A 20,134-nucleotide genomic window follows, 5' to 3' on the forward strand; every position below is an offset into this window, starting at 1 on the left:
GGCCGCGTGTGGCCGCGCGTGTCCTGACCCGGCCGCCGTGTCACTGCGCCACGCGCTCCTCGGGCTGAGCCTGCTGCTGGTCGGCTGCGCGGCGTCGGCACCGGCACCGTTGGAACAGCAGGTCTACGTCTGGCAACGGCAATGGAGCGCCGCGCATGCAGTGGCGCTGGCGCAAACCCGCGCGGACTTTGCAGCGCTGCGCGTGCTGGCGCTGCAGGCGCATCCGCGCGCCGGCTGGGGCCGCGCCGCGGTGGATCTACGGCAGCTCGCCGCCGATCGCCGCCCGGTGATCGCGGTGGTGCGGCTGGACGGCCAATTGCCGGCACTGGACACGGCGCGGATCGACACCGAGGTCCTGCAGTTGGTGCGCCGCTGGCGCGCGGCCGGCGTGGCGCTGCGCGGCGTGGAGATCGACCACGATTGCGCCACCGCGCGCCTGCCCGCCTACGCCGTGCTGCTGCGGCAGCTGCGCGGCGCGCTGCCGGCCGACCTGGCGCTGAGCATCACCGCCCTGCCCGCCTGGCTGGACAGCCCGGCGCTGGCGCCGCTGTTGCGCACGGTCGACAGTTCGGTCCTGCAGGTGCATGCGGTGGACGCGCCTGCGGCCGGCCTGTTCGATCCGGCGCAGGCGCGACGCTGGGCCGACCGCTACGCCCAGCGCAGCGCCAGGCCGTTCTGGCTGGCCCTGCCGGCCTACGGCGTGGCCCTGGTCGACAACGCCGATGCCGATACCGACGCCATACCGCTGATCGAAAGCGAAGCGCCGCTGTCGGCACGCGGCACGCGCCACGAATTGCACGTGTCGCCGCAGCAGCTGGCCGTCTTCGTCGAGGCGCTGCGCGCGCACCGCCCGCCGCACCTGGCCGGCATCGTCTGGTTCCGCCTGCCGCTGCCGGGCGATCGCCGCGCCTGGCCGCTGGCGACGCTGCAGGCGGTGGTGCACGGGCGTCCCTTGCAGGCGGCGGTGCAGGTCCACGCCAGCGGCAGCGGCCCGGTCTACGACCTGATCCTGGCCAACCACTGCACCGCCGCGGCTGCGCTGCCGCGGCACGTGGTCCTGCACGGCAGCGCCTGCGAGGCCGGCGACGCCCTCGGCGATTACCGGCTGCACCTGCAGGAGCAGGGACCCCGCTTCGACCGCACCACCGCTTCCTCGCCCCTGGCCGCCGGAGAACGCCGTGCGCTCGGCTGGGTCCGCTGCCGCAACCTGCACACAGGTGCCATCGATGTCCTGCCGTGATTCCCAGCGCGCCGCCGCGCTCGCCGTCGCGCTGATCCTGCTACCGCTGGGCCGCGCCCGCGCCTGCGGCCCGGAGTTTCCGTACCGTCTGCTCGACGACCGCGCCGGCGCGCTGGCGCAGTTGCCGGAAGGCAGCTTCGCCCGCGAGGTGCAACGCCTGGGTGCGCCGATCGACGGCCTCGGCCGTGCCAGCGCAGCGACCCTGCCGCGCTACTGGGACGCCGGCGCGCAGTTCCCGCAGCAGCACGATGCCGTCGAACGCACGCAACTGGGCGCTGCGCGGTTCGCCCGGATCGAACACCTCCGCGCGCTGGACGACGCGCGGCGCGTCGAGCGCGAAGGGGTCGACCTGCCGCCGGAACTGCGCCTGTACACCGCCGGCGCGGTCGCATTCGCGCAGGGGCATTATCCGCAGGCTACGGACTATTTCCGCAAGGTGCTGGCCCTGCCCGAAGCGCAGCGCCGATCGCGCAGCACCTGGGCCGCCTACTCGCTGGGGCGCAGCCTGGCGCTGGCCGCCGACGGCGCGTTGGCCGGCGATGCACTGGCGCAGCGGCAGACGTACCGACAGCAGGCGCGGCAAGCCTTCCAGCAGACCCGTGCGCTGCGCCTGGCCGGGTTCGACGACCCGCTGGAGCTGGGCATCGCCAGCCTCGGCGAGGAGGCGCGCCTGCTGCTCGCCAGCGGCGACTGGAACGGCGCGATCGGCCTGTACGCGGTGCAGGCGGCGCAGGGCTCTGACACCGGCATGAGTTCGCTCAAGCAGATAGCCGCCGACCTCGCCGGCCGCCGCGATGCCGAACTGGCGCCGCTGCTGCAGCAACAGGCGGTGCGACGGCTGCTGATCGCCAAACTGCTCAGCGACACCACTGCATTCGACCCCGAGACCGGCAGCACCCTGTCCTCGGCGCGCTTCCTGCGCCTGCTCGAACAGGCGCAGCGCGACCCGGTGGAAGACGCCGACCGGCTGGCGGCGTTGGCCTATCGCCAGGGCGATTACCCTGCCACCGCGCGCCTGCTCGCGCATGCCGGCGACAGCGGCCTGGCCTGGTGGCTGCGCGCGAAGATGGCGCTGCGCGACGGCGACGCGGCACGCGCCGCCCAGGCCTATGCGCAGGCATCCCGGCGCTTCCCGCCGAACGAAGACTGGGGCACGCGCCGCAACGGCGACTGGAGCAACGAGACGGTCAAGCCGCAGTGCCGCATCGAGGGCGAAGCGGCGATCCTGGCCCTGCAACGCGGCAGCTACGTGGACGCGTTCGCGCAGCTGTACCGCAGCGGCGACCTCTACTGGGAAGACGCCGCGGCGGTCGCCGAGCGCGTGCTCACCGTGCAGGAACTGCAGGACTACGTGGATCGCCACGTCCCCGCTGCGCCGCCGACCGCCGCAGATGCGGCAGCGGAGTACTGGGAGCGGACACCGGCGCTGAAACTGCGCGAACTGCTGGCGCGCCGGCTGATGCGCGACGGCCGCTACGACGAGGCACTGCCCTACTTCGCCCAGGCCGAACTGCGCGAGGCGGCTCGCCGTTACCGCGATGCGCGGCGGCAGGGCGCATCGGCCTGGACCGGCATCGGCCGCGCCGAGGGCCATTACCGGGCCGCACTGATCGCGCGCCGCCAGGGCATGGAACTGCTGGGCTATGAGCTGGGGCCGGATAACCGGGTGTACGCCGGCAACTTCGCCGAAGCGGCCCCGCATGCGCAGGTGCGCCCAGGCGGTCTGCTCGCCGCCGCCGAAGCGCAGCGCTGGACCGCTACCGCCGCCCAGCCCTACCGCCGCTACCACTACCGCTGGATCGCCGCCGCCCTGGCCGATCGCGCCGCCGACGACCTGCCCGCACGCAGCCAGGCCTACGCCGCGGTGCTGTGCCAGGCCACCGACTGGTTGATCACCCTCGACCCGGCGCAGGCGCGCCGCTCCTACCAGCGCTATGTCGCGCACGGCGCCCTCAACCCGGTGCCCGGCAAGGCCTATGTGTTCGGCGTGGGCGCCTGCGAGACGCCGGATTTCGAAGGTGCGCGGCGGCGTCTGTGGATCGAGCGCGGTCAGGCCGTGCGACAGTTCGTGCACACGCATCGCGTCGGCCTGGGCGCGGCCGGGCTGGCGCTGCTGGCCGCGGCGGCCTGGCTGCTGCGTCGGCGCGTGCGGGGCAAGTCGCGCGACAGCGCAAATCGGACGCCACAGGGCTGAGCCACGCGCCAAGCCAGGCGAGCACATGACAGCGGCCGCGCGCCATCACCGACGAAACCGTCAGGCCCGCGCTACACCGCCCTGACCAATCCCCAATCCCGACTCCCCAGGTAGGGATCGCCCTCCCTCGCTCGTCTCTTCACCAGGATTTTCCCTTTCGGGCTGGAATCGCGTCGGCGCACGCGGCGCCGGCCGCTCTGCCGTCCTGGACAACCGTTCTCCCGATGCAGCACCGCGCCACGCGCGACAAGGACGTCACCGCTCGCGGCATGCGCCGCGTGGCGTTCGCGTGCCTGCGTCAGTCCCGCATGCACGCGGTCTGGAGACTGCGCTCAGTTCCAGCAGTACCAGGCCAGGCAGGCGATCACCATCGCAGCCAGGCAGCACAGGCGCACGCTGCGGCTGCGGCTCAGCAGCGCGTGCACGCCCTGCACCAGCAGCAGCGCGGCCAGCACGCACAGGCCGACCAGCCACCCGTTGCCGCTGTGCTGGAAGTTGGCGGAGGACAGCTGCGGATCGGGACCGTCCACCCATGCGTACGGGCTACCGGACACGGCGTACAGCAGCAGCATGCCCAACGCATAGGCGCTCCAGGACAGCACCTGCGCGGTGATCGCCACGAGCTTGCGCGCGCCTGCCATCGCGCGGCCTCACTCGCATACGAACAGGGTGCCGGCAGCCGGCTCGGCGCCACTGGGACGCAGTGACCTCGCCTCGCAACGCGCGACGTCGCCGACGCGCCGCGATACCTGCACCAGGCCATCGGGACCATAGCCGCAGACCAGATAGAGACCGTGCGGGTCGGGCGCATCGAAGCGCCAGATCGACACGCCCGCATCACCCGGGCGGCGCGTGTCCTCGTTGCTCGGCACCAGCGCCGCCATTTCGCGCGGCGGCCCGGAATAGACGCCACTGGAGAACAGCCGCAGCGACGGCGCGGCGGCGAATGCGACGCGGGCGTCGGCCGGCAGGTCGGGACTCTGCAATGGCGCTTCGGCCACGCGCAGGCGCTCGGGACACTGCAGCGTCTGCCTGGCTGCGGCCGGCACCGCCAACAGGGTGGCGACGAGCAGCGGCAGCGCGCGGCGTGCCGTAGCGGAGATGTCCTTCAGAACCATCGCGAGCTCCTGGTCGACTGCGGCATCAAGACCGGCCAGGGCGTCCCTCCTGGCCTTCCACTCCCGGCGCCCCCCGCAAACACGGCGAGCCAGCTCGGCGGAGCGCGCCTACGGTGCCCACGCCATCGCCAAAGGTCAACGCGCCACCACCTCGCCCGACCGGCGCGGTCGCGCGCGTCGACGCTCCGGCATTCCCCCACCCCAACCACCCGAAGAAGAGAACCCCGATGCACAGCACGACCCACGACTACAGCCAGTACAGCCCGAAATGGCAGTTCCGCTTCACTTTCTACGACACCTACGGCGAACCCAAGTCGGCAAGCTTCAAGGAGGCGATGAAGGCGCTGCCGTTCAAGGAGAAGCTGCGCCTCAACATGAACTGGTTTGCTTTCTTCTTCGGCTTCATCTACCTGTTCGTGCTCGGGCTGTGGCGCAAGGCGCTGATGCTGCTCGCCATCTCGCTGTGCTGCGGCATCGTGCTGACCTTCCTGCCGGACGCGGCCACCCGGGCCTTCGGCATCGCCTACTCAATCCTGGTCGGCATGACCGCCAACTACGCCTACTATCTGGACAGGGTGAAGGGCAGCACCAGTTGGAACCCGTTCGAAGGCATCCGCTGGTAAGCGCCCGCTCGCGCAACGCCCAGCACACGCAGCGTCCGCCGCCGCAACGGCGGCGGACCCATCATTACCCCGCCACCCAGGCCCGCGCCCAGGCAGCCCTTCCCTCCGCCTGTGCGACCCGTTCGTCGCGCACAGGCATCGCAACGAAGGAGCCGCCTGATGTCGCCCATGTTCTACCGCCCGGCGTTCGCGCGCCGTACCCGCCGCGTCGCACCGCTGGCCGCCGCCATCGCCGTCCTTGTCACGGCCGGCCCGCACGCCGCGCATGCGCAAGACGCCACCACCCTGCCCACCGTGCGCGTCAGCGAGCGCAGCGATCCCGGCACGCGCAGCAGCACCGCCACCAAGACCGACACCAGCCTGCTGGAAACGCCGCAGTCGCTGTCGGTGATCGACGATGCGCGCATGCAGACCCAGGGCGCGCAGACGCTCAAGGACGCGCTGAGCTACACGCCCGGCGTGATCCCCACCCGCTACGGCACCGACTCGCGCTACGACTGGATCTCGCTGCGCGGCTTCGATGCCTATGCGCCCGGCTTCTACCTGGACGGCATGCCGCTGCGCAACAACGGCAACTGGGGCATCTGGCCGATCGAACGCTATGGCACCGAGCGCATCGAGGTGCTGCGCGGCCCGGCCTCGGTGCTGTACGGACAGAGCGGCCCGGGCGGGCTGGTCAACGCGATCAGCAAGCGGCCGACCGCCGAACCACTGCACGAGCTGCAGGTGCAGCTCGGCGATCACCAACGCCGGCAACTCGCCGGCGACCTGTCCGGGCCGCTCAGCGAGGACGGCACCGTGCTGTACCGCCTCACCGCCCTGGCGCGCGAGGCGGAACTGCCGGCCGGCGGCATGCGCGACGACCGCCGCTTCCTGGCCCCGGCGCTGACCTGGGCGCCCAGCGCGGCCACCCGCCTCACCCTGCTCTCGCAACTCGGCCGCACCCGCGCCGGCGTGTACCTGCGCATGCGGCCGGCGGTGGGATCGCTGGTGCCGACCGCGATCGGCACCTATCTCCCCAGCCGCCTGTTCGAAAGCGACCCCACCTACAACCGCTTCGACCTGGACACGGCGATGCTCGCCGCGCTGTTCGAACACCGCGTCAACGACGTGCTGCGCCTGCGCCAGAACGCACGCTACGGCCGCCTGAAGGTGGACTACCGCAGCGTGCAGGGACGCGGCTTCATCATCGACGATCCCGCCGATCCACTGGACCCGGCCAACTTCGCACGACTGCGCCGCACCGCCTCGGACAGCAGGGAAACGGTGCACGCGCTGAACCTGGACAACCAGCTCGAGCTGCGCCTGCACGCCGGCGCCGTGCAGCACACACTGCTGTTCGGCCTGGACTACCAGCGCACGCGCATCGACCAGGTCAGCCACAGCGGCGGCACCACCACGCCGCTGGACATCCGCCATCCGGTCTACGGCGACCCGGTGCGAATGCCCGCGCCGTGGTACGACGGCATCGCCACGGTGAGCCAGACCGGCCTGTACGTGCAGGACCAGGTGCGCTGGCGCGAGCGCTGGCTGCTCACCCTCGGCGCCCGCTACGACCGCGCCGACAGCCGGCTCGACAGCCGCCTGGACGGCAGCCGCAGCGTCATCGTCGAAGGCAAGGCCAGCAAGCGCGCCGGCCTGACCTACGTGGCCGCGAACGGCTGGGCGCCGTACCTGAGCTACAGCGAATCGTTCGTGCCGACCGCCACGCGCGACCCGCTGAGCGGCCGCGCGTTCCGCCCGGAAAGCGGGCGCCAGTACGAAGCCGGCCTGCGTTTCCAGCCCGACGGCGGCACCCAGTCGTACAGCGCCGCCGTGTTCGACCTGCGCCGGCGCAACTACCTGACCTACGACCCGGACTACGTCCCGCGCCAGACCGGCGAGACCCTGGTCCGCGGCCTGGAACTGGAGGCGACGCTGCACCCGCTGCCGCGTTTGCAACTGATCGGCTCCTACAGCTACACGCCGACGGTGCACGTCACCGCCAGCAGCAATCCAGATGAACTGGACAAGCCACTGTCAGCGGTCTCACGCCATGCCGCCGCGCTGTGGGGCGACTACCGCTTCGACAGCGGCATCCGCGTCGGCCTGGGCGCGCGCTACACCGGCGCCAATCGCGGCGACCTGGACGCCGCGCGCGCCGAGGTGCCGGCATTCACCCTGTTCGACGCACTGCTCGGCTACGACCGCGACCGCTGGAACTTCGCTCTGAACGTGCGCAATCTCGCCGACAGGACCTACCTCAGCAACTGCGACGCCTACGACAACTGCTACTACGGCGAGCAGCGTCGGGTCACCGCGACGGCGACGTATCGCTGGTGAGGCCGCGTGTGCGCGATGGCCAGAGGAGCGATCGCGCACATGTCTCCTTATGTCGAGGCTCGGACCATGTCGCCATCGGATCCGATCATGTCCGACCCAAGATGGATGTTCTATTGCGTCATGAACGCTTCGGAGCAGGACCTACTGGGTAAACATCGCGCCTCAGACGCCGTCAAATGGCGTATCGAAGGCAGGCTAAGAATCCCAACTGGCTGGGCTCAGGCCTGCCACTTGTCGGACGCAACCTCCCGGTCGACTGCGTCTTCCGCTGCCTACTGGCGACTGTTCTAGTTGACATGAGTCACGAGTCCGGAATAGCCAATTAGCTGCGACTTGATGTAGCGTTTCCGACTAGGATCAAAGCCTTCCGCTTCACTAGCGACGCCTAGACAGGAAGCCCCCAATACGCAGACGAGAGGCAGCTTGCGCATGATCAACTCAAATGTTCTGCACTGCGTTCGTCAAGTTAAGATTGGCGATAATGTGGGAACGCTATTTACCATAGAAGTCCAAGGTCTTCAGTACTTGGTGACGGCTAATCACCTGCTTGAGCAATGGGAATCAGGTGATTATATTGGCATCTGGCAAGGCAAGGAATGGCGAGGCATGCCTGTCGAGCTAGTTGGCACCCACGAAGCAGGAGATGTAGCGGTGTTTGCTTCCTCCATGCAACTGTCCCAGCGCCTGCCCTTGGAGGCGAGCAGCAAAGGCCTGATATGGAGCCAAGATGTATTTTTTCTTGGCTTCCCATACGGATGGCGTGCAGAAGTGCCCCCCGAACTTAATGGGAAATACCCCCTTCCCTTCGTCAAAAAAGCAATTGTTTCCGCCATGGTCGTTGCAGATGGTTTCGAAACAATATTTCTAGACGGCCTCAACAACCCTGGATTCTCTGGCGGGCCTGTAGTTTTTATTCCACCAGGCTCAAATGATTTTCAGGTCTGCAGTGTCGTGACCAGCTTCCGATATGTAGCCGAGCCTGTATACGAGGGTGACTCGGAGCACTCATTGGTCTACAGGGCGAATACCGGAATCATCGAGTCAACCAACATCCGCATCATCTTAGAGTTGATCAAGAACAACCCCATCGGTCTAGCCCGGCCTTCAACTTAAATGCTCACATTTATCGCCGGAGATCACGACTTGGCAGATGCCGAACTGGTCGTGTGCGTCGCGAGCGAGACGAACAAGATCTCTCGCAACCTATGCTCATAGCTGGGCGGGCGCATTACGTTCGACGCCGCCGCATGCCGACCCGCCTGCGGCGCCGCAAACCATCAAGCCCATTCACGTCCGTCAGTACGTGACTTGGTGTGCCATCGCGGGCAGCGGCACGTCAGCGCGAACCGCGAGAAAGCCCCGATATCGTACATCTGTAATTCGCGCGTGAACGAAGCTACACCGCGATGCCGAATCAGTGCACTGGCATCAAAGGATTGCGCGAGACCAGCGGGGACCTGTGCATCAAGGACGAGCAGTAAGAGGCTGTCAGCAGATGAGGCGGGCGATATTTGGCAGGCCCAGAAGCAGGTCTGACACAGATCGGTGGTTATGACCGAGCACTATGTGCGCAATCGCTACGGGGCAAAGTTGACCCCAAATGCGCTGACGATTGCGGAAAAAGCCCCTGGATTGCGGAAAGATCAGGACCCGCAAAAACGAACGTAAGTCGTTGAAACGAAATGGAGGCCTGGGTCGGAATTGAACCGGCGTACGCGGATTTGCAGTCCGCTGCATAACCACTCTGCCACCAGGCCGGTGGACTGACGTCTTGTCGCAACGCCCATGGCGCCCGACAAAAACAAAGCCCCGCTGCCGGGGCCCCCTGGCGCGGGAATCGGACAACGCCTTACGGCTTTCGTCCAGCACGTTGATTCAAAAGATGTTTTTGAATCAGCCCGACGCACAACGGACTGCATTGTGTACCAAGCTCCCCGGCTTGGCAACCCTGCGCTGCGCGTGCTCAGCGTTTGCGAAGAGCGCACTGCGGACACTACGACACGCGCGTGCCGCCCCACGACGACTGGAATGCCCACCACAGCGCCATGCCGGTGGCAGTAGACAAGCGCCGTATCGCGCACCTCCGCGCGCGATCGCCGTTCTGCTGCGCTCTAGCATGGCGCCACACCCAACCGAGGCATCGCCATGAACCGATGGAAACGCTGGAGCGGCACCGTCCTTTGCCTGGCCGCGAGCGCCACCGCCACCGCGCAGACCTGCGCGCTGCAGTCGCAGACCGTGGATCTGCCGCTGGTCTCCAAGGCCACGCCCAAATTCGCCTACCAAGTGCGCGTGCAGCTCGGCAGCGATGCCGATGGCCGCAGCAGCGGCAGCCAGGTGCTGGAAGTCGATATCGGTTCCACGGGCGTGGTGGTGCCGTTGAGCGACGCGCTGCGCAGCGCCTGGGACGCGTCCAGCACGCCCGGCTACATCTTCTACTCGAGCGACGGCAAGTATCACCCCGGCAAGTACGTGGACGTACCGATGCGGCTCGGCGTTTCCACCGACGGCAAGCGCGCCGCGGCGCGCGTGGACCGCATCACCGTGCTGGCGGCGCAGTGCACCTGCGATGTCGCCAGCGTGGCCCAACCACCCAAGCCGCTGGCGCAGGTACCCGCCACCTGCGCCGGCTACAACGGCAGCCCCGCGCTAAGCAGCACCACGCAGGTGCTGCGCGACTGCAGCACCATTGCGCCGGGCTTCGGCATGATGGGCGTGGGCTACGACCGCGGCGTCGACGCCGCGCGCAATCCGTTTCTCAACCTGTCGCAGATGCGTGCGCAGCGCATGAGCCCCGGCTACATCGTCGGCGCCAAGGGCATCACCCTGGGTGTCAGCAAGCAGGCATTGACCGGTTTCGCCCTGGTGCCGCTGCAGCGCGGCGCGGCCACCGCCACCGCGCCCAGCGACTGGCAGGCGCCCACCGCCTGCGCCAGCTTCCCCGACAGCGGCAGCGACTACCGCGTCTGCGGCAAACTGCTACCCGACACCGGCGTGTCCTACATGATGCTCAATCCGGTGGTGCCGCCCGCCACGCCGGCCAGCCTGCAACAGACCGTGCAACTGGCCGGCCATGCCACGCGCGTGGTGCCGGATGCCACCCAACTGCGACTCGATGTCGTCGACGCCAAGGGACAGCCGGTGTTCGGCTACGGCTTCGCGGTCGGCGACGGCAAGCTGGCGACGCCGGACAGCGTGCAGTGGCGCGGACCGCTGAAGACGCCACCGGCGCACATCAACAGCGGCCGCCACCTGCTCGCCGCGGGCGACTACGCCTACGACGCCGCCTGCGGACATGCTGGATTCCGCGCGGTCTCCCCCGCGCCCTGAGTCGGCGCAGGCATGCGGGTGTCGTCTGCGCGATGGCGCACGTCCGCACGGCGTCGCCACCGCTGGCGCGCGAGGTGCAGCAGCACTGGGTGGCACTGCTGCGCCTGCGCATCGCCGGTCATCGGTGGCCGGCGATGCGCTCGCTGCCGCAAGGCGTGTCGCTGCGCACGAACAGGCGGCGCGACACGCGCCACGCGCTAGCGCGCTGCGGTCGTACCGCCCGACTGCGCCTGGGCTGTGTCGTAGATCGTCTTGGCACCGGTGAAGGTCGGCTGCACGTCTTCGTTCTTGCCGTCCAGACCATGATCGTTGTCGAGCCGCCAGCTGAACATGCCGCGCAGTCCGTGCTGCAAGGCGTAATTGGTCCAGGCGGCGGTGTCCTCGAGCGAGGTCTGCACATCGCCGTTCTCGGTGGCCACACCGCCCATCAGGATGCCGGCGCTGACTCCGGCATCGAGCCACACCTGCGCATCCTGCGGCGTGCCCAGCGAGGAATAATCCTGCAACTCCGCGGCATCGACGTACTGATTGAATGCCGCCACCGCACCCTCGCCATACAGGCCGTCCGGACCATCGCCAGGCCATGGCACCGACACCGCGATGCCCAGCCCCGCCGCCTTGAAGCTGGCGCTGAGCTGGCCGACCAGTTCGACGACGAACGGCATGCCACCGCCTTCGGCGTCGATGCTGATCCCAGCGAGACCATGCTGTTGCAGGTAGGCCACGATATTGGCCGTGGAACGGTTGGCGTTGTTGCGGTTGTCGGCCGCCGTCTCGGCCAGCCCGGTGTCGCCCACACCGGCATAGATCACCGCCGTCGGCGCCTGCGCCTTGATCTGGGCGAGATGCTGCATGGCGAATTGCTGGTCCAGATCCAGCGTGTAGCCGCTGGCGGCCGGCACGAAGCTGCCGAACGCCAGGTTGTAACGGCTCGCATAGCCGAGCGGGACTTTGCCCTGCGCAAGATTGTCGGCGCCCGTGGCGTTCCATGTGTCGTACCAGGTCGCGATCTCGAAGGTCATCGGTAGCTCCTGAAGTGGCAGGTGAGTGGACGGCATCGCGCCGCGCGGCGCCTGACAGTCGATGCCGGCGCACGCGTTGCCCGCACACCCTGGCCGGGCCAACTGCCTCTCGGCGGGCGTCGCTGCACGGTCTGCAAGCCGCCATCGACGCTACCGCAGGCGGCCGTCACGGCGGTCGACACAATCCCGATCCGGAACCGCCATTCCGGTCGCCGGCGCCAATGCGCCAGCATTCGCGCGCGACCGACCAGGCCAATGGCGGGAAGAGGCACCGTCGTCGGCACACGCAGTTGGGAGCAAGGAAACCACACGCGCCACGTCGCGCGATCACGCGGCCCAATGACAGCGACAGGGAGCACGGCGGCTGCGACAGCGGGAGACGACGGCAGTGCTGTCCGGGCGAAACGTTGCGCACGACGCCGCACCGTCGGCAAGCGGACAAAGCCCCCGCCGCAACGCGCGAGGGTCGCGCCGCGTGCACGTGCCCCGCCTACCATCGCAGGGCATCGCCCAAAACGAAAACAGGACCCGAAGGTCCTGTTTTCATGATCTGGAGCGGGAAACGAGACTCGAACTCGCGACCTCAACCTTGGCAAGGTTGCGCTCTACCAACTGAGCTATTCCCGCTTGAGGCCGCGAATTCTACCGGGACCACGCAGCCTGTCAACCGTTGCCTTCGATTTTTTTCGCGTTCTTTTCCGCCACCGCGGCGCGCTCGTCGTCGCGCAGGCTCGGCCAGGCCGCATGCAGGTACTGGATGCCCGACAACAGGGTCAGGATCGCGGCGATGGCCAGGGTCCAGTCGCCGACGTGGAAGACGAACAGGCCCATCCACACGCTCTCCGGCGGCGAGCCGTCGGGCATCACCGAGTACAGCAGGCACAGCAGCGCCACCATCTGCGCGGTGGTCTTGATCTTGCCGATCATCGCCACGCGCACCTTGGCGCGCTGGCCGATCTCGGCCATCCACTCGCGCAGCGCCGACACCGCGATCTCGCGGCCGACGATCACCGCCGCCCAGAACGCCATCCACGGCGTCGGATGGCCCTGCACGATCAGGAACAGCGCCACCGCCACCATCAGCTTGTCGGCCACCGGATCCAGGAACGCACCGAACGCGGAGTACTGGTGGTAGCGCCGCGCCACCCAGCCATCCAGCCAGTCGGTGAATGCGGCCAGGCCGAAGATCGCCGCCGAGGCGAAGTTGGTCCAGGTGTACGGCAGATAGAACACCAGCACCAGCACGGGGATCATCACGATCCGCAGCAGCGTGAGCCAGGTGGGGATGGTCAACTTCATTGCGCTGCTCTACTCGCCTGCCGGATCGGGTACCGGCAGCCCGTGCAGGTTAGCGTAGATTCGTGCAGCCAGTGCGTCATTGATCCCTTCCACCCGCGCGATCTCGGCCTCGCCGGCGGCCTTGAGCCCGGCCAGTCCGCCGAAGTGCTTGAGCAGGCTGGCGCGGCGCCGCTGGCCGATGCCGGGGATGTCCTCCAGCTTGCTGGTCATGCGCGCCTTCTGGCGGCGCCCGCGGTGGCCGGTGATGGCGAAGCGATGCGCCTCGTCGCGCACCTGCTGGATGAACTGCAACGCCGGCGACGCCGCGCCCGGCCGCAACTCGCGCCCGTCCGGCATCACCAGGGTCTCGTGGCCGGCGCGGCGCTCGGCGCCCTTGGCCACGCCGATCAGCAGCACCCCGTCCACGCCCAGGTCGGCCAGCGCGCCATTGGCCTGCGCCAGTTGGCCGGCGCCGCCGTCGATCAGCAGCACGTCCGGCAGCACCACGTCGCCCTTGCCCTCGCCTTCGGCGGCGCGGCGGAAGCGGCGCTCGATCGCCTGGCGCATCGCCGCGTAGTCGTCGCCCGGCTCGATGCCGCTGATGTTGTAGCGGCGGTACTGGCTGCGCACCGGGCCGCTGGCATCGAACACCACGCAGGAGGCCACCGTGGCCTCGCCCATGGTGTGGCTGATGTCGAAGCATTCCACCCGCTTGACCGGCTCGGCCAGGCCGAGCATCTCGCGCAGCGCCTCGCTGCGCGCGTGCTGGGCGTTGCGACTGGTCAGTTCGGTGACCAGGGTGGCCTGGGCGTTGCGGCTGGCCAGCTCCAGGTAGCCGGCGCGCTCGCCGCGCACGTTCCACTTCAGCTGCACCTTGCGCTCGGCCGCCGAACTCAGCGCCGCCTCGATCAGCTCGGCGTCGGGAATCTCCCGGTCCAGCAGCACCTCGCGCGGCGGCGCGTGCTCGACGTAGTACTGCGACACGAACGCGCCCAGCACTTCGGCGGCGCTGTCCTCGCCATTGGTCTTGGGGAAGAACGCGCGGGTGCCGAGATTGCGCCCGTCGCGGAACGCCAGCAGCAGCACGCAGGCGTTGGCGCCCTGGGTGGCGCAAGCCAGCACGTCGAGGTCGGCGGCGCGGCCGTCCACGTACTGCCGGCTCTGCATGCTGCGCAGCGAGCCGAGCAGGTCGCGCAGCCGCGCGGCGCGCTCGAACTCCAGGCGTTCGCTGGCGGCCTGCATGGCCTGCACCAGTTCCTCGCCGAGCTGGTCGCTGCGCCCTTCCAGGAACAGCGTGGAGCGGCGCACCGCCTCGGCGTACTCGTCGGCCGCCACCAGCGCCACGCACGGCGCGCTGCAGCGGCCGATCTGGTACTGCAGGCACGGCCGCGAGCGGTTGCGGAACACGCTGTCCTCGCAGCTGCGCAGCTTGAACAGCTTGTGCATCAGGTTCAGCGTCTCGCGCACCGCGGTGACGCCGGGATACGGCCCGAAATAGCGGCCGGGCACCGCACGCGGGCCGCGGTGCAGGGTGATCCGCGGCCACTCCTCGCGGGTCAGCAGCACGTAGGGATAGCTCTTGTCGTCGCGCAGCGACACGTTGTAGCGCGGCGACAGCGACTTGATCAGCTGGTTTTCCAGCAGCAGCGCCTCGCCCTCGCTGCGGGTGACGGTGACGTCCATGCGCGCCACCTGCGCCAGCATGGCCATGGTCCGCGCGTTCTTCGGCGAGCCGCTGAAGTAGCTGGACACGCGCTTGCGCAGCGCGCCGGCCTTGCCGACGTAGAGCAAGGTGTCGTCGGCGGCGTACATGCGGTAGACGCCGGGCGCGGTACTGAGGTTGGCGGCAAAGGCCTTGCCGTCGAACGGGGGCAATTCGGGGGTACTCATTCGCCGATCGCGAGGTCGCGCAGTTCGCCGCTGGCGATGTCGTAGCGCAGCACCGCATGCGCATCGGTCTCGGCGATCCACACGGTGCCCACGCTCACCGCCAGCCCGCCCGGGCCGTGCAGGCGCCGCGGCAACACCGCGGTGGAGAGTTCGCCGCCGCCCAGGCGCAGGCTGCGCAGGCTGCCGTTGCCGCTGTCGGCGATCCACAGCAGCGGCGCGTCCGGGCTCAGCGCGATCGCCTGCGGGAACTGCAGGCGGGCACGGCTGCGCGGCCCGTCCTCGTTACCGAAATCCCACGGCCCCTGGCCGCCGAGCAGGGTCTGCACCAGGTCCCCGCGCAACTGCATCGAGCGCACCGCCGAGCCCAGCGCATCGCACACGTACAGCACCTGCTGTACCGCGGCCAGGCTGCACGGCTGCGCGAACGCGGCCAGGTGGCCGCTGCCGTCGCGCAACTCCAGCGCACCGGCGCCCGCGCGCCAGCGCAGGCTGCGGCTGCCCAGGTCGTAGCTCCAGATGCGGTTGTCGCCGGCCATCGCCAGGTGCACCTGGTTGTCGGCGATCACCACGTCCTGCGGATGGTTCAGCGGCGCCAGCAACGGTTGCTCCACCCGCCCCTCGACCGGCTCGCCGGCGCGGCCGTTGCCGCACAGCGTGTCGATCTGGCCGGTGAGCAGGTTGATCCGGCGCAGCGCATGGTTGCCGGTATCGGCCACGTACAGCACGCCGCGCTCCAGCGCCAGCCCGCGCGGACGGTGGAATGCCGCCTCGCCGATCGCGCCATCGATGAAGTCGGCGGTGCCGATGCCGAACTGGCGCAGCACGCGGCCATTGGTGCTGCATTCGAGAATGCGGTGATGGCCGCTGTCGGCCACGTACAGCAGGTCGTCGGCCACCACCAGGCCGGTCGGGAAGCGCAGCGGCAGGCGCGGCTCCGGCTGGGTCTCGCGGGCGTCGCGCAGGTCCTCGTCCAGCGGCAACGGCTGCCCGGCGCACAGCGCGTGCAGCGCCTTGTCCAGTTCGGCGCCGCCGATGCCGACCAGGCGCTCGCGCTCGACACCGCCAGCGTCGATCAGCACCAAGGTCGGCCAGGCCTGGATGTCGAAGCGCTGCCAGGCGGCCCAATCGGCATCGAGCAGGATCGGCGCGGACACGCCCTGGCTGCGCAGCAGCTTCAGTGCCCGCTGCGGCTCGCGCTCGCTGTCGAAGCGCGGCACCTGCACCACGATCACCTGCAGCCGTCCGGGATTGCGCGCCTGCCACTGGCCGAGTTCGGCCAGCCGCTGCGCGCACCACACCGAGGCGGCGTTGACGAAGGCCAGCACCAGCGCCCGGCCCTGCAGATCGCGCAGGCGGATCGGCTCGGCGTTGAGCCAGGCGCCGGACGCGGGAAGTTCCAGGGCGGCGATGGAATTCATCGGCCGATTATGCCGGAGCCGAGGTCGGCGGACATTCGTGCCACGCTGCCGGCGGCCGCTTCGTCTACCAGTTGCCAGACCTGCTCGAACTGCGCGCTGCCGCCGGTGTACGGATCCGGGATCTCGCTCCGGCCTTGCACGCCGGCCCACGGCAGCCACAGCGCCACGCGCTCGCGCGCCGACGCCGGTGCGCGCTGCAGCACGTCGCGCAGGTTCGCCGCATCGGCGCACAGCAGCCAGTCGAATTCGGCAAAGTCGCGGTCGCGCAGTTGCCGCGCGCGCAGGCCGGCGATGTCCACGTCGTGCGCGGCCGCGCAGGCCACCGCGCGCCGGTCCGGCGGCTCGCCGCGGTGCCAGTCGCCGGTGCCGGCCGAGTCGACCTCCACCACGCTCGCCAGCGGCGAGCGCTGCAGGTGGTGGCGCAGCGCGCCCTCGGCCATCGGCGACCGGCAGATGTTGCCCAGGCACACCAGCAGCAGCTTCATGCCTGGCCGCCCTGCAGATAGGCCTCGGCGCGCGCCAGGTCCTCGGGCGTGTCCACGCCGGGCGGGAACGGCGCCGGCGACAGCGCCACCGCGATACGGAAGCCGGCTTCCAGCACCCGCAACTGTTCCAGCGACTCGATCCGCTCCAACTGCCCCGGCGGCATCGTCGCAAACCGGCGCAGGAAGCCGGCGCGATAGGCATAGATGCCGATATGCCGCAACCACGGGCCGGGCAGCGGCAGCTGCGCCTGCGAGGCGGCGAAGGCGTCGCGGTGCCAGGGGAGCGGCGCGCGGCTGAAGTACAGCGCATCGCCGTCGGCGCGGCGCACCAGCTTGACCACGTTGGGATCGAAGAGGTGTTCGGCCGCGTCCACCGGCGTGCCCAGGGTCGCCATCTCGGCGCCGCTGTCGGCCAGGGTCCGGGCCACCGCGACGATGCCGGCGACCGGCGCGAACGGTTCGTCGCCCTGCAGGTTGACCACCAGGGTCGCATCGTCCCAGCCGGCGACGTCGGCGCACTCGGCCAGGCGGTCGGTGCCGGAAGCGTGGTCGCTGGAGGTCGTGGCCACGTGCACGCCGTCCAGGTCGGCCACCGCGGCGGCGATGCGCGTATCGTCGGCGGCCACCCACACCTGCGTGGCACCGGCGGCGAGCGCACGCCGGGCCACGTGGCGGATCAACGGCTCGCCGCCGAGCGCACGCAAGGGCTTGCCCGGCAGCCGCGAGGCGGCATAGCGGGCCGGGATGGCGACCACGAAGGGGGGCGGCGCGCTCATGCGGCGCCCGCGCGCAGGGTCATGGCTGAACGCTGGAACTCGGGAAACCGACACATGCGTTGATCTTTCTCCATTGCTTATTGAGAATAGTTCGTATTCGCCAACGAAACGGCAGCAGACCATCCTCGATGGCGCTTGCCGGCCACGCGGCGCACCGCCGTTCCCTCCCATTCTATAGATCCCGCCCGATGAACCTTCCTGCCCGTTCCGCCCGGCTCGCCGCATCGCCGGCTTGCGCCCCCGTCCGCCGCCACGCGCTGTGCCTGGCGCTCGCCGCCCTGCTGGCGCCGCTGGCCGCCAGCGCGGCCGATGCGGATACGACCACCGCAGAAGCGGCCTCGACCGGCGAGGCCGCGCCGACGCTGCTGGACAAGCTGCAAGTGGTTGCGCAGCGCAGCGACGGCTACACCCCGCCGGCCAGCGCCACCGGCACCGGCCTGGTATTGAGCCCCCTGCAGACGCCGCAGTCGGTGAGCACGATCAGCCGCGAGCAGATGGACGATTTCGGCCTGCGCAACGCCAACGACGTGCTGGCGTTGGCCACCGGCGTCAACGTGGAGAAGATCGAGACCGACCGCACCTACTACACCGCGCGTGGCTTCGACATCATCAATTTCCAGGTCGACGGGCTGGGCCTGCCGTTCACCAACGGCGGCGCCGAGGGCGACCTGGACACGGCGATGTACGAGCGCGTGGAGGTGCTGCGCGGCGCCAACGGCCTGCTGTCCTCGACCGGCAACCCGTCGGCGACGATCAACTTCGTGCGCAAGCGCCCGACCCAGGACCTGCAGGGAAGCGTCGGCGTCACCGCCGGCAGCTGGGACATGCGGCGGGTGGACGCGGACCTGTCGGGCAAGCTCAACCACAGCGGCAGCGTGCGCGGGCGCATCGTCGCCGCCGGCCAGGACGGCGACAGCTACCTGGACCGCTACTCGCTGAAGAAGCGCAGCGTCTACGGCATCGTCGAGGCCGACCTGAGCGACAGCACCCTGCTCAGCGTGGGCGCCAGCTACCAGAAGAACGAACCCCACGGCGGCATGTGGGGCGCCCTGCCCCTGTATTACAGCGACGGCAGCGCCACCCACTATGCGCGCTCGACCAGCACCTCGGCCGACTGGTCGTACTGGAACAGCACCGACAAGCGCGCATTCGTGGAACTGCAGCAGGCGCTGGGTGGCGGCTGGCAGCTCAAGGCCGCGCTGAACTACCGCAAGCTGGAGTCGGACGGCAACCTGTTCTACGCCTACGGCACGCCCGAGCGCGCCACCGGGCTGGGGCTGTACTCCTATCCCTCGCGCTACGTCAGCCACGAAACCCAGAAGTACGCCGACCTCTACGCCAGTGGCCCGTTCGTGCTGGGCGGACGCGAGCACGAACTGGTGGCCGGGGTGAAGTGGGCCGGCATCGACGTCTCGCAGGTCTCCACCTACCCCGATTCCAGCGACACCAGCGCCTGGTTCGCCCTGCCCAGCCTGGAGAACTGGAGCGGCGACATCGGCCTGCCGGCGTTCACCACCGCGCCGACCGGCGCCGCGTTCGACATGATCCGCCGCAGCGCCTACGCCACCGCGCGCTGGAACCTCAGCGATGCGCTGAAGCTGATCACCGGCGTCAACCACACCCGGATCGAGAGCAGCGGCCAGAACTACGGCGTGCAGCACGTCTACGACGCCAGCAAGACCACCCCGTTCGTCGGCGCGGTGTACACCTTCGATCCGAACTACGCGCTGTACGCCAGCTATGCGGAGATCTTCAATCCGCAGACCGAACTGGACCGCAACCTGCGGGTGCTGGACCCGATCACCGGCAGCAACGCGGAACTGGGCATCAAGGGCCAGTGGCTGCAGCAGCGGGTCAATGCTTCGTTCGCCATTTTCCGCGCCAAGCAGGACAACACCGCCGAAGCCGATGCCTACGTCGGCACGCTGCAGACCTACAAGCCGGTGGACGCCACCTCCACCGGCTACGAGTTCGACATCGCCGGCCGGCTCGGCGAACACTGGCAGCTCAATGCCGGCTACACCCAGCTGAGCCTCAAGGACGACGCCGGCAACAACGTGCGCACTTACGTGCCGCGCCGCACCTTCAAGCTCGCCAGCACCTACACCGTGCCGCAGTGGCAAGCGCTGAAGCTGGGCGCGACGCTGACCTGGCAAAGCGACATCTCCCGCGACCAGCAGGCCGTGGACACCAGCGGCAATGAGATTTTCACCCGACAGGACAGCTACGCGCTGCTCGGGCTGATGGCGCACTACGACTTCACCCCGCAGTTCAGCGCCACGCTCAACGTCTACAACGTCACCGACCGCAAGTACATCAACAGCCTGTACTGGGCGCAGGGCTACTATGGCGCGCCACGCAACACTGCGCTGTCGCTGAACTACCGGTTCTAGCGCGGTTCGCTGGCGGAACGCGGTGCTCAAGGCGTGGGCTGCGAC

General features: G+C 69.2%; 15 protein-coding genes and 2 tRNA genes. 7 read left to right on the forward strand and 10 right to left on the reverse strand.

What is annotated here, in order from left to right; genetic code table 11:
* Nucleotides 1-37: 37 nt before the first annotated feature.
* Nucleotides 38-1,240 carry a DUF3142 domain-containing protein gene (locus tag AC1G9L_RS13090; RefSeq protein ID WP_481069271.1) on the forward strand — a complete coding sequence of 401 codons (1,203 nt, stop codon included), beginning with the start codon at nucleotides 38-40 and terminating at the stop codon, nucleotides 1,238-1,240.
* On the forward strand, nucleotides 1,227-3,434 hold the full coding sequence (locus tag AC1G9L_RS13095) for a hypothetical protein (protein ID WP_481069272.1): 2,208 nt from the start codon (nucleotides 1,227-1,229) through the stop codon (nucleotides 3,432-3,434). Before AC1G9L_RS13090 ends, AC1G9L_RS13095 begins: the two co-directional genes overlap by 14 nt.
* A gap of 332 nt (nucleotides 3,435-3,766) precedes the next feature.
* Here AC1G9L_RS13095 and AC1G9L_RS13100 read toward each other — a convergent pair whose 3' ends face one another.
* On the reverse strand, nucleotides 3,767-4,075 hold the full coding sequence (locus tag AC1G9L_RS13100; RefSeq protein WP_019802300.1) for a hypothetical protein: 309 nt from the start codon (nucleotides 4,073-4,075) through the stop codon (nucleotides 3,767-3,769).
* A 9-nt stretch (nucleotides 4,076-4,084) separates the two neighbouring features.
* Nucleotides 4,085-4,552 carry an STY0301 family protein gene (locus AC1G9L_RS13105; RefSeq protein WP_019802299.1) on the reverse strand — a complete coding sequence of 156 codons (468 nt, stop codon included), beginning with the start codon at nucleotides 4,550-4,552 and terminating at the stop codon, nucleotides 4,085-4,087.
* A gap of 227 nt (nucleotides 4,553-4,779) precedes the next feature.
* On the opposite strand from AC1G9L_RS13105, the gene AC1G9L_RS13110 reads away from it, so the two are divergent.
* The 3 genes from AC1G9L_RS13110 to AC1G9L_RS13120 all read left to right on the forward strand — a co-directional run bounded on the left by AC1G9L_RS13110 (nucleotide 4,780) and on the right by AC1G9L_RS13120 (nucleotide 8,610).
* On the forward strand, nucleotides 4,780-5,175 hold the full coding sequence (locus AC1G9L_RS13110; protein WP_019802298.1) for a DUF2628 domain-containing protein: 396 nt from the start codon (nucleotides 4,780-4,782) through the stop codon (nucleotides 5,173-5,175).
* A 159-nt stretch (nucleotides 5,176-5,334) separates the two neighbouring features.
* Nucleotides 5,335-7,497: a TonB-dependent siderophore receptor gene (locus tag AC1G9L_RS13115; protein WP_481069273.1), complete on the forward strand. Its 2,163-nt coding sequence runs from the start codon at nucleotides 5,335-5,337 to the stop codon at nucleotides 7,495-7,497.
* A gap of 429 nt (nucleotides 7,498-7,926) precedes the next feature.
* A complete protein-coding gene (locus tag AC1G9L_RS13120) occupies nucleotides 7,927-8,610 on the forward strand; it encodes a S1 family peptidase (protein ID WP_343242788.1) in 684 nt (227 codons plus the stop codon).
* Between the two features lie 570 nt (nucleotides 8,611-9,180).
* Here the strand turns inward: AC1G9L_RS13120 and AC1G9L_RS13125 are convergent.
* Nucleotides 9,181-9,254: transfer RNA gene (locus tag AC1G9L_RS13125), tRNA-Cys, on the reverse strand.
* 388 nt (nucleotides 9,255-9,642) lie between these two features.
* Between AC1G9L_RS13125 and AC1G9L_RS13130 the strand changes: the two genes are divergently transcribed.
* On the forward strand, nucleotides 9,643-10,827 hold the full coding sequence (locus AC1G9L_RS13130; RefSeq protein WP_019800287.1) for a hypothetical protein: 1,185 nt from the start codon (nucleotides 9,643-9,645) through the stop codon (nucleotides 10,825-10,827).
* 197 nt (nucleotides 10,828-11,024) lie between these two features.
* Here AC1G9L_RS13130 and AC1G9L_RS13135 read toward each other — a convergent pair whose 3' ends face one another.
* The 7 genes from AC1G9L_RS13135 to kdsB form a co-directional block, all read right to left on the reverse strand.
* Entirely contained in the window at nucleotides 11,025-11,849 is an 825-nt protein-coding gene (locus AC1G9L_RS13135) for a glycosyl hydrolase family 18 protein (RefSeq protein ID WP_019800286.1), read from the reverse strand.
* Between the two features lie 551 nt (nucleotides 11,850-12,400).
* A tRNA-Gly gene (locus tag AC1G9L_RS13140) sits at nucleotides 12,401-12,476 on the reverse strand.
* Between the two features lie 36 nt (nucleotides 12,477-12,512).
* Complete coding sequence (pgsA, locus tag AC1G9L_RS13145) at nucleotides 12,513-13,148, reverse strand: CDP-diacylglycerol--glycerol-3-phosphate 3-phosphatidyltransferase (RefSeq protein WP_010342633.1); 636 nt, start codon at nucleotides 13,146-13,148, stop codon at nucleotides 12,513-12,515.
* 9 nt (nucleotides 13,149-13,157) lie between these two features.
* The gene (gene uvrC, locus AC1G9L_RS13150) at nucleotides 13,158-15,017 is read right to left on the reverse strand and encodes an excinuclease ABC subunit UvrC (RefSeq protein WP_019800285.1); all 1,860 of its coding nucleotides are present in this window, start codon (nucleotides 15,015-15,017) and stop codon (nucleotides 13,158-13,160) included.
* Nucleotides 15,014-16,435 carry a hypothetical protein gene (locus AC1G9L_RS13155; protein WP_481069274.1) on the reverse strand — a complete coding sequence of 474 codons (1,422 nt, stop codon included), beginning with the start codon at nucleotides 16,433-16,435 and terminating at the stop codon, nucleotides 15,014-15,016. The genes uvrC and AC1G9L_RS13155 overlap by 4 nt, the downstream gene beginning before the upstream one ends.
* Nucleotides 16,432-16,920, reverse strand: coding sequence for a low molecular weight protein-tyrosine-phosphatase (locus tag AC1G9L_RS13160; RefSeq protein ID WP_481069275.1), 489 nt, complete (start codon nucleotides 16,918-16,920; stop codon nucleotides 16,432-16,434). The genes AC1G9L_RS13155 and AC1G9L_RS13160 overlap by 4 nt, the downstream gene beginning before the upstream one ends.
* Nucleotides 16,917-17,696, reverse strand: coding sequence for a 3-deoxy-manno-octulosonate cytidylyltransferase (gene kdsB, locus AC1G9L_RS13165; RefSeq protein ID WP_481069277.1), 780 nt, complete (start codon nucleotides 17,694-17,696; stop codon nucleotides 16,917-16,919). The genes AC1G9L_RS13160 and kdsB overlap by 4 nt, the downstream gene beginning before the upstream one ends.
* 188 nt (nucleotides 17,697-17,884) lie before the next feature.
* Here kdsB and AC1G9L_RS13170 point away from each other — a divergent pair, with 188 nt between their 5' ends.
* On the forward strand, nucleotides 17,885-20,089 hold the full coding sequence (locus AC1G9L_RS13170; RefSeq protein WP_019802415.1) for a TonB-dependent siderophore receptor: 2,205 nt from the start codon (nucleotides 17,885-17,887) through the stop codon (nucleotides 20,087-20,089).
* Nucleotides 20,090-20,134 lie beyond the last annotated feature (45 nt).

Source organism: Xanthomonas sp. NCPPB 1132, assembly GCF_056629235.1.

What these genes read in the sequence shown, in the direction of transcription:
- AC1G9L_RS13110 (WP_019802298.1), top strand. Translation starts at nt 4,780, where the DNA reads ATGCACAGCACGACCCACGACTACAGCCAGTACAGCCCGAAATGGCAG.
- AC1G9L_RS13130 (WP_019800287.1), top strand. Translation starts at nt 9,643, where the DNA reads ATGAACCGATGGAAACGCTGGAGCGGCACCGTCCTTTGCCTGGCCGCG.
- AC1G9L_RS13100 (WP_019802300.1), bottom strand. Translation starts at nt 4,075, where the DNA reads ATGGCAGGCGCGCGCAAGCTCGTGGCGATCACCGCGCAGGTGCTGTCC.
- AC1G9L_RS13155 (WP_481069274.1), bottom strand. Translation starts at nt 16,435, where the DNA reads ATGAATTCCATCGCCGCCCTGGAACTTCCCGCGTCCGGCGCCTGGCTC.
- uvrC (WP_019800285.1), bottom strand. Translation starts at nt 15,017, where the DNA reads ATGAGTACCCCCGAATTGCCCCCGTTCGACGGCAAGGCCTTTGCCGCC.
- AC1G9L_RS13095 (WP_481069272.1), top strand. Translation starts at nt 1,227, where the DNA reads ATGTCCTGCCGTGATTCCCAGCGCGCCGCCGCGCTCGCCGTCGCGCTG.
- AC1G9L_RS13160 (WP_481069275.1), bottom strand. Translation starts at nt 16,920, where the DNA reads ATGAAGCTGCTGCTGGTGTGCCTGGGCAACATCTGCCGGTCGCCGATG.
- pgsA (WP_010342633.1), bottom strand. Translation starts at nt 13,148, where the DNA reads ATGAAGTTGACCATCCCCACCTGGCTCACGCTGCTGCGGATCGTGATG.
- AC1G9L_RS13170 (WP_019802415.1), top strand. Translation starts at nt 17,885, where the DNA reads ATGAACCTTCCTGCCCGTTCCGCCCGGCTCGCCGCATCGCCGGCTTGC.
- AC1G9L_RS13120 (WP_343242788.1), top strand. Translation starts at nt 7,927, where the DNA reads ATGATCAACTCAAATGTTCTGCACTGCGTTCGTCAAGTTAAGATTGGC.
- AC1G9L_RS13135 (WP_019800286.1), bottom strand. Translation starts at nt 11,849, where the DNA reads ATGACCTTCGAGATCGCGACCTGGTACGACACATGGAACGCCACGGGC.
- kdsB (WP_481069277.1), bottom strand. Translation starts at nt 17,696, where the DNA reads ATGAGCGCGCCGCCCCCCTTCGTGGTCGCCATCCCGGCCCGCTATGCC.
- AC1G9L_RS13105 (WP_019802299.1), bottom strand. Translation starts at nt 4,552, where the DNA reads ATGGTTCTGAAGGACATCTCCGCTACGGCACGCCGCGCGCTGCCGCTG.
- AC1G9L_RS13115 (WP_481069273.1), top strand. Translation starts at nt 5,335, where the DNA reads ATGTCGCCCATGTTCTACCGCCCGGCGTTCGCGCGCCGTACCCGCCGC.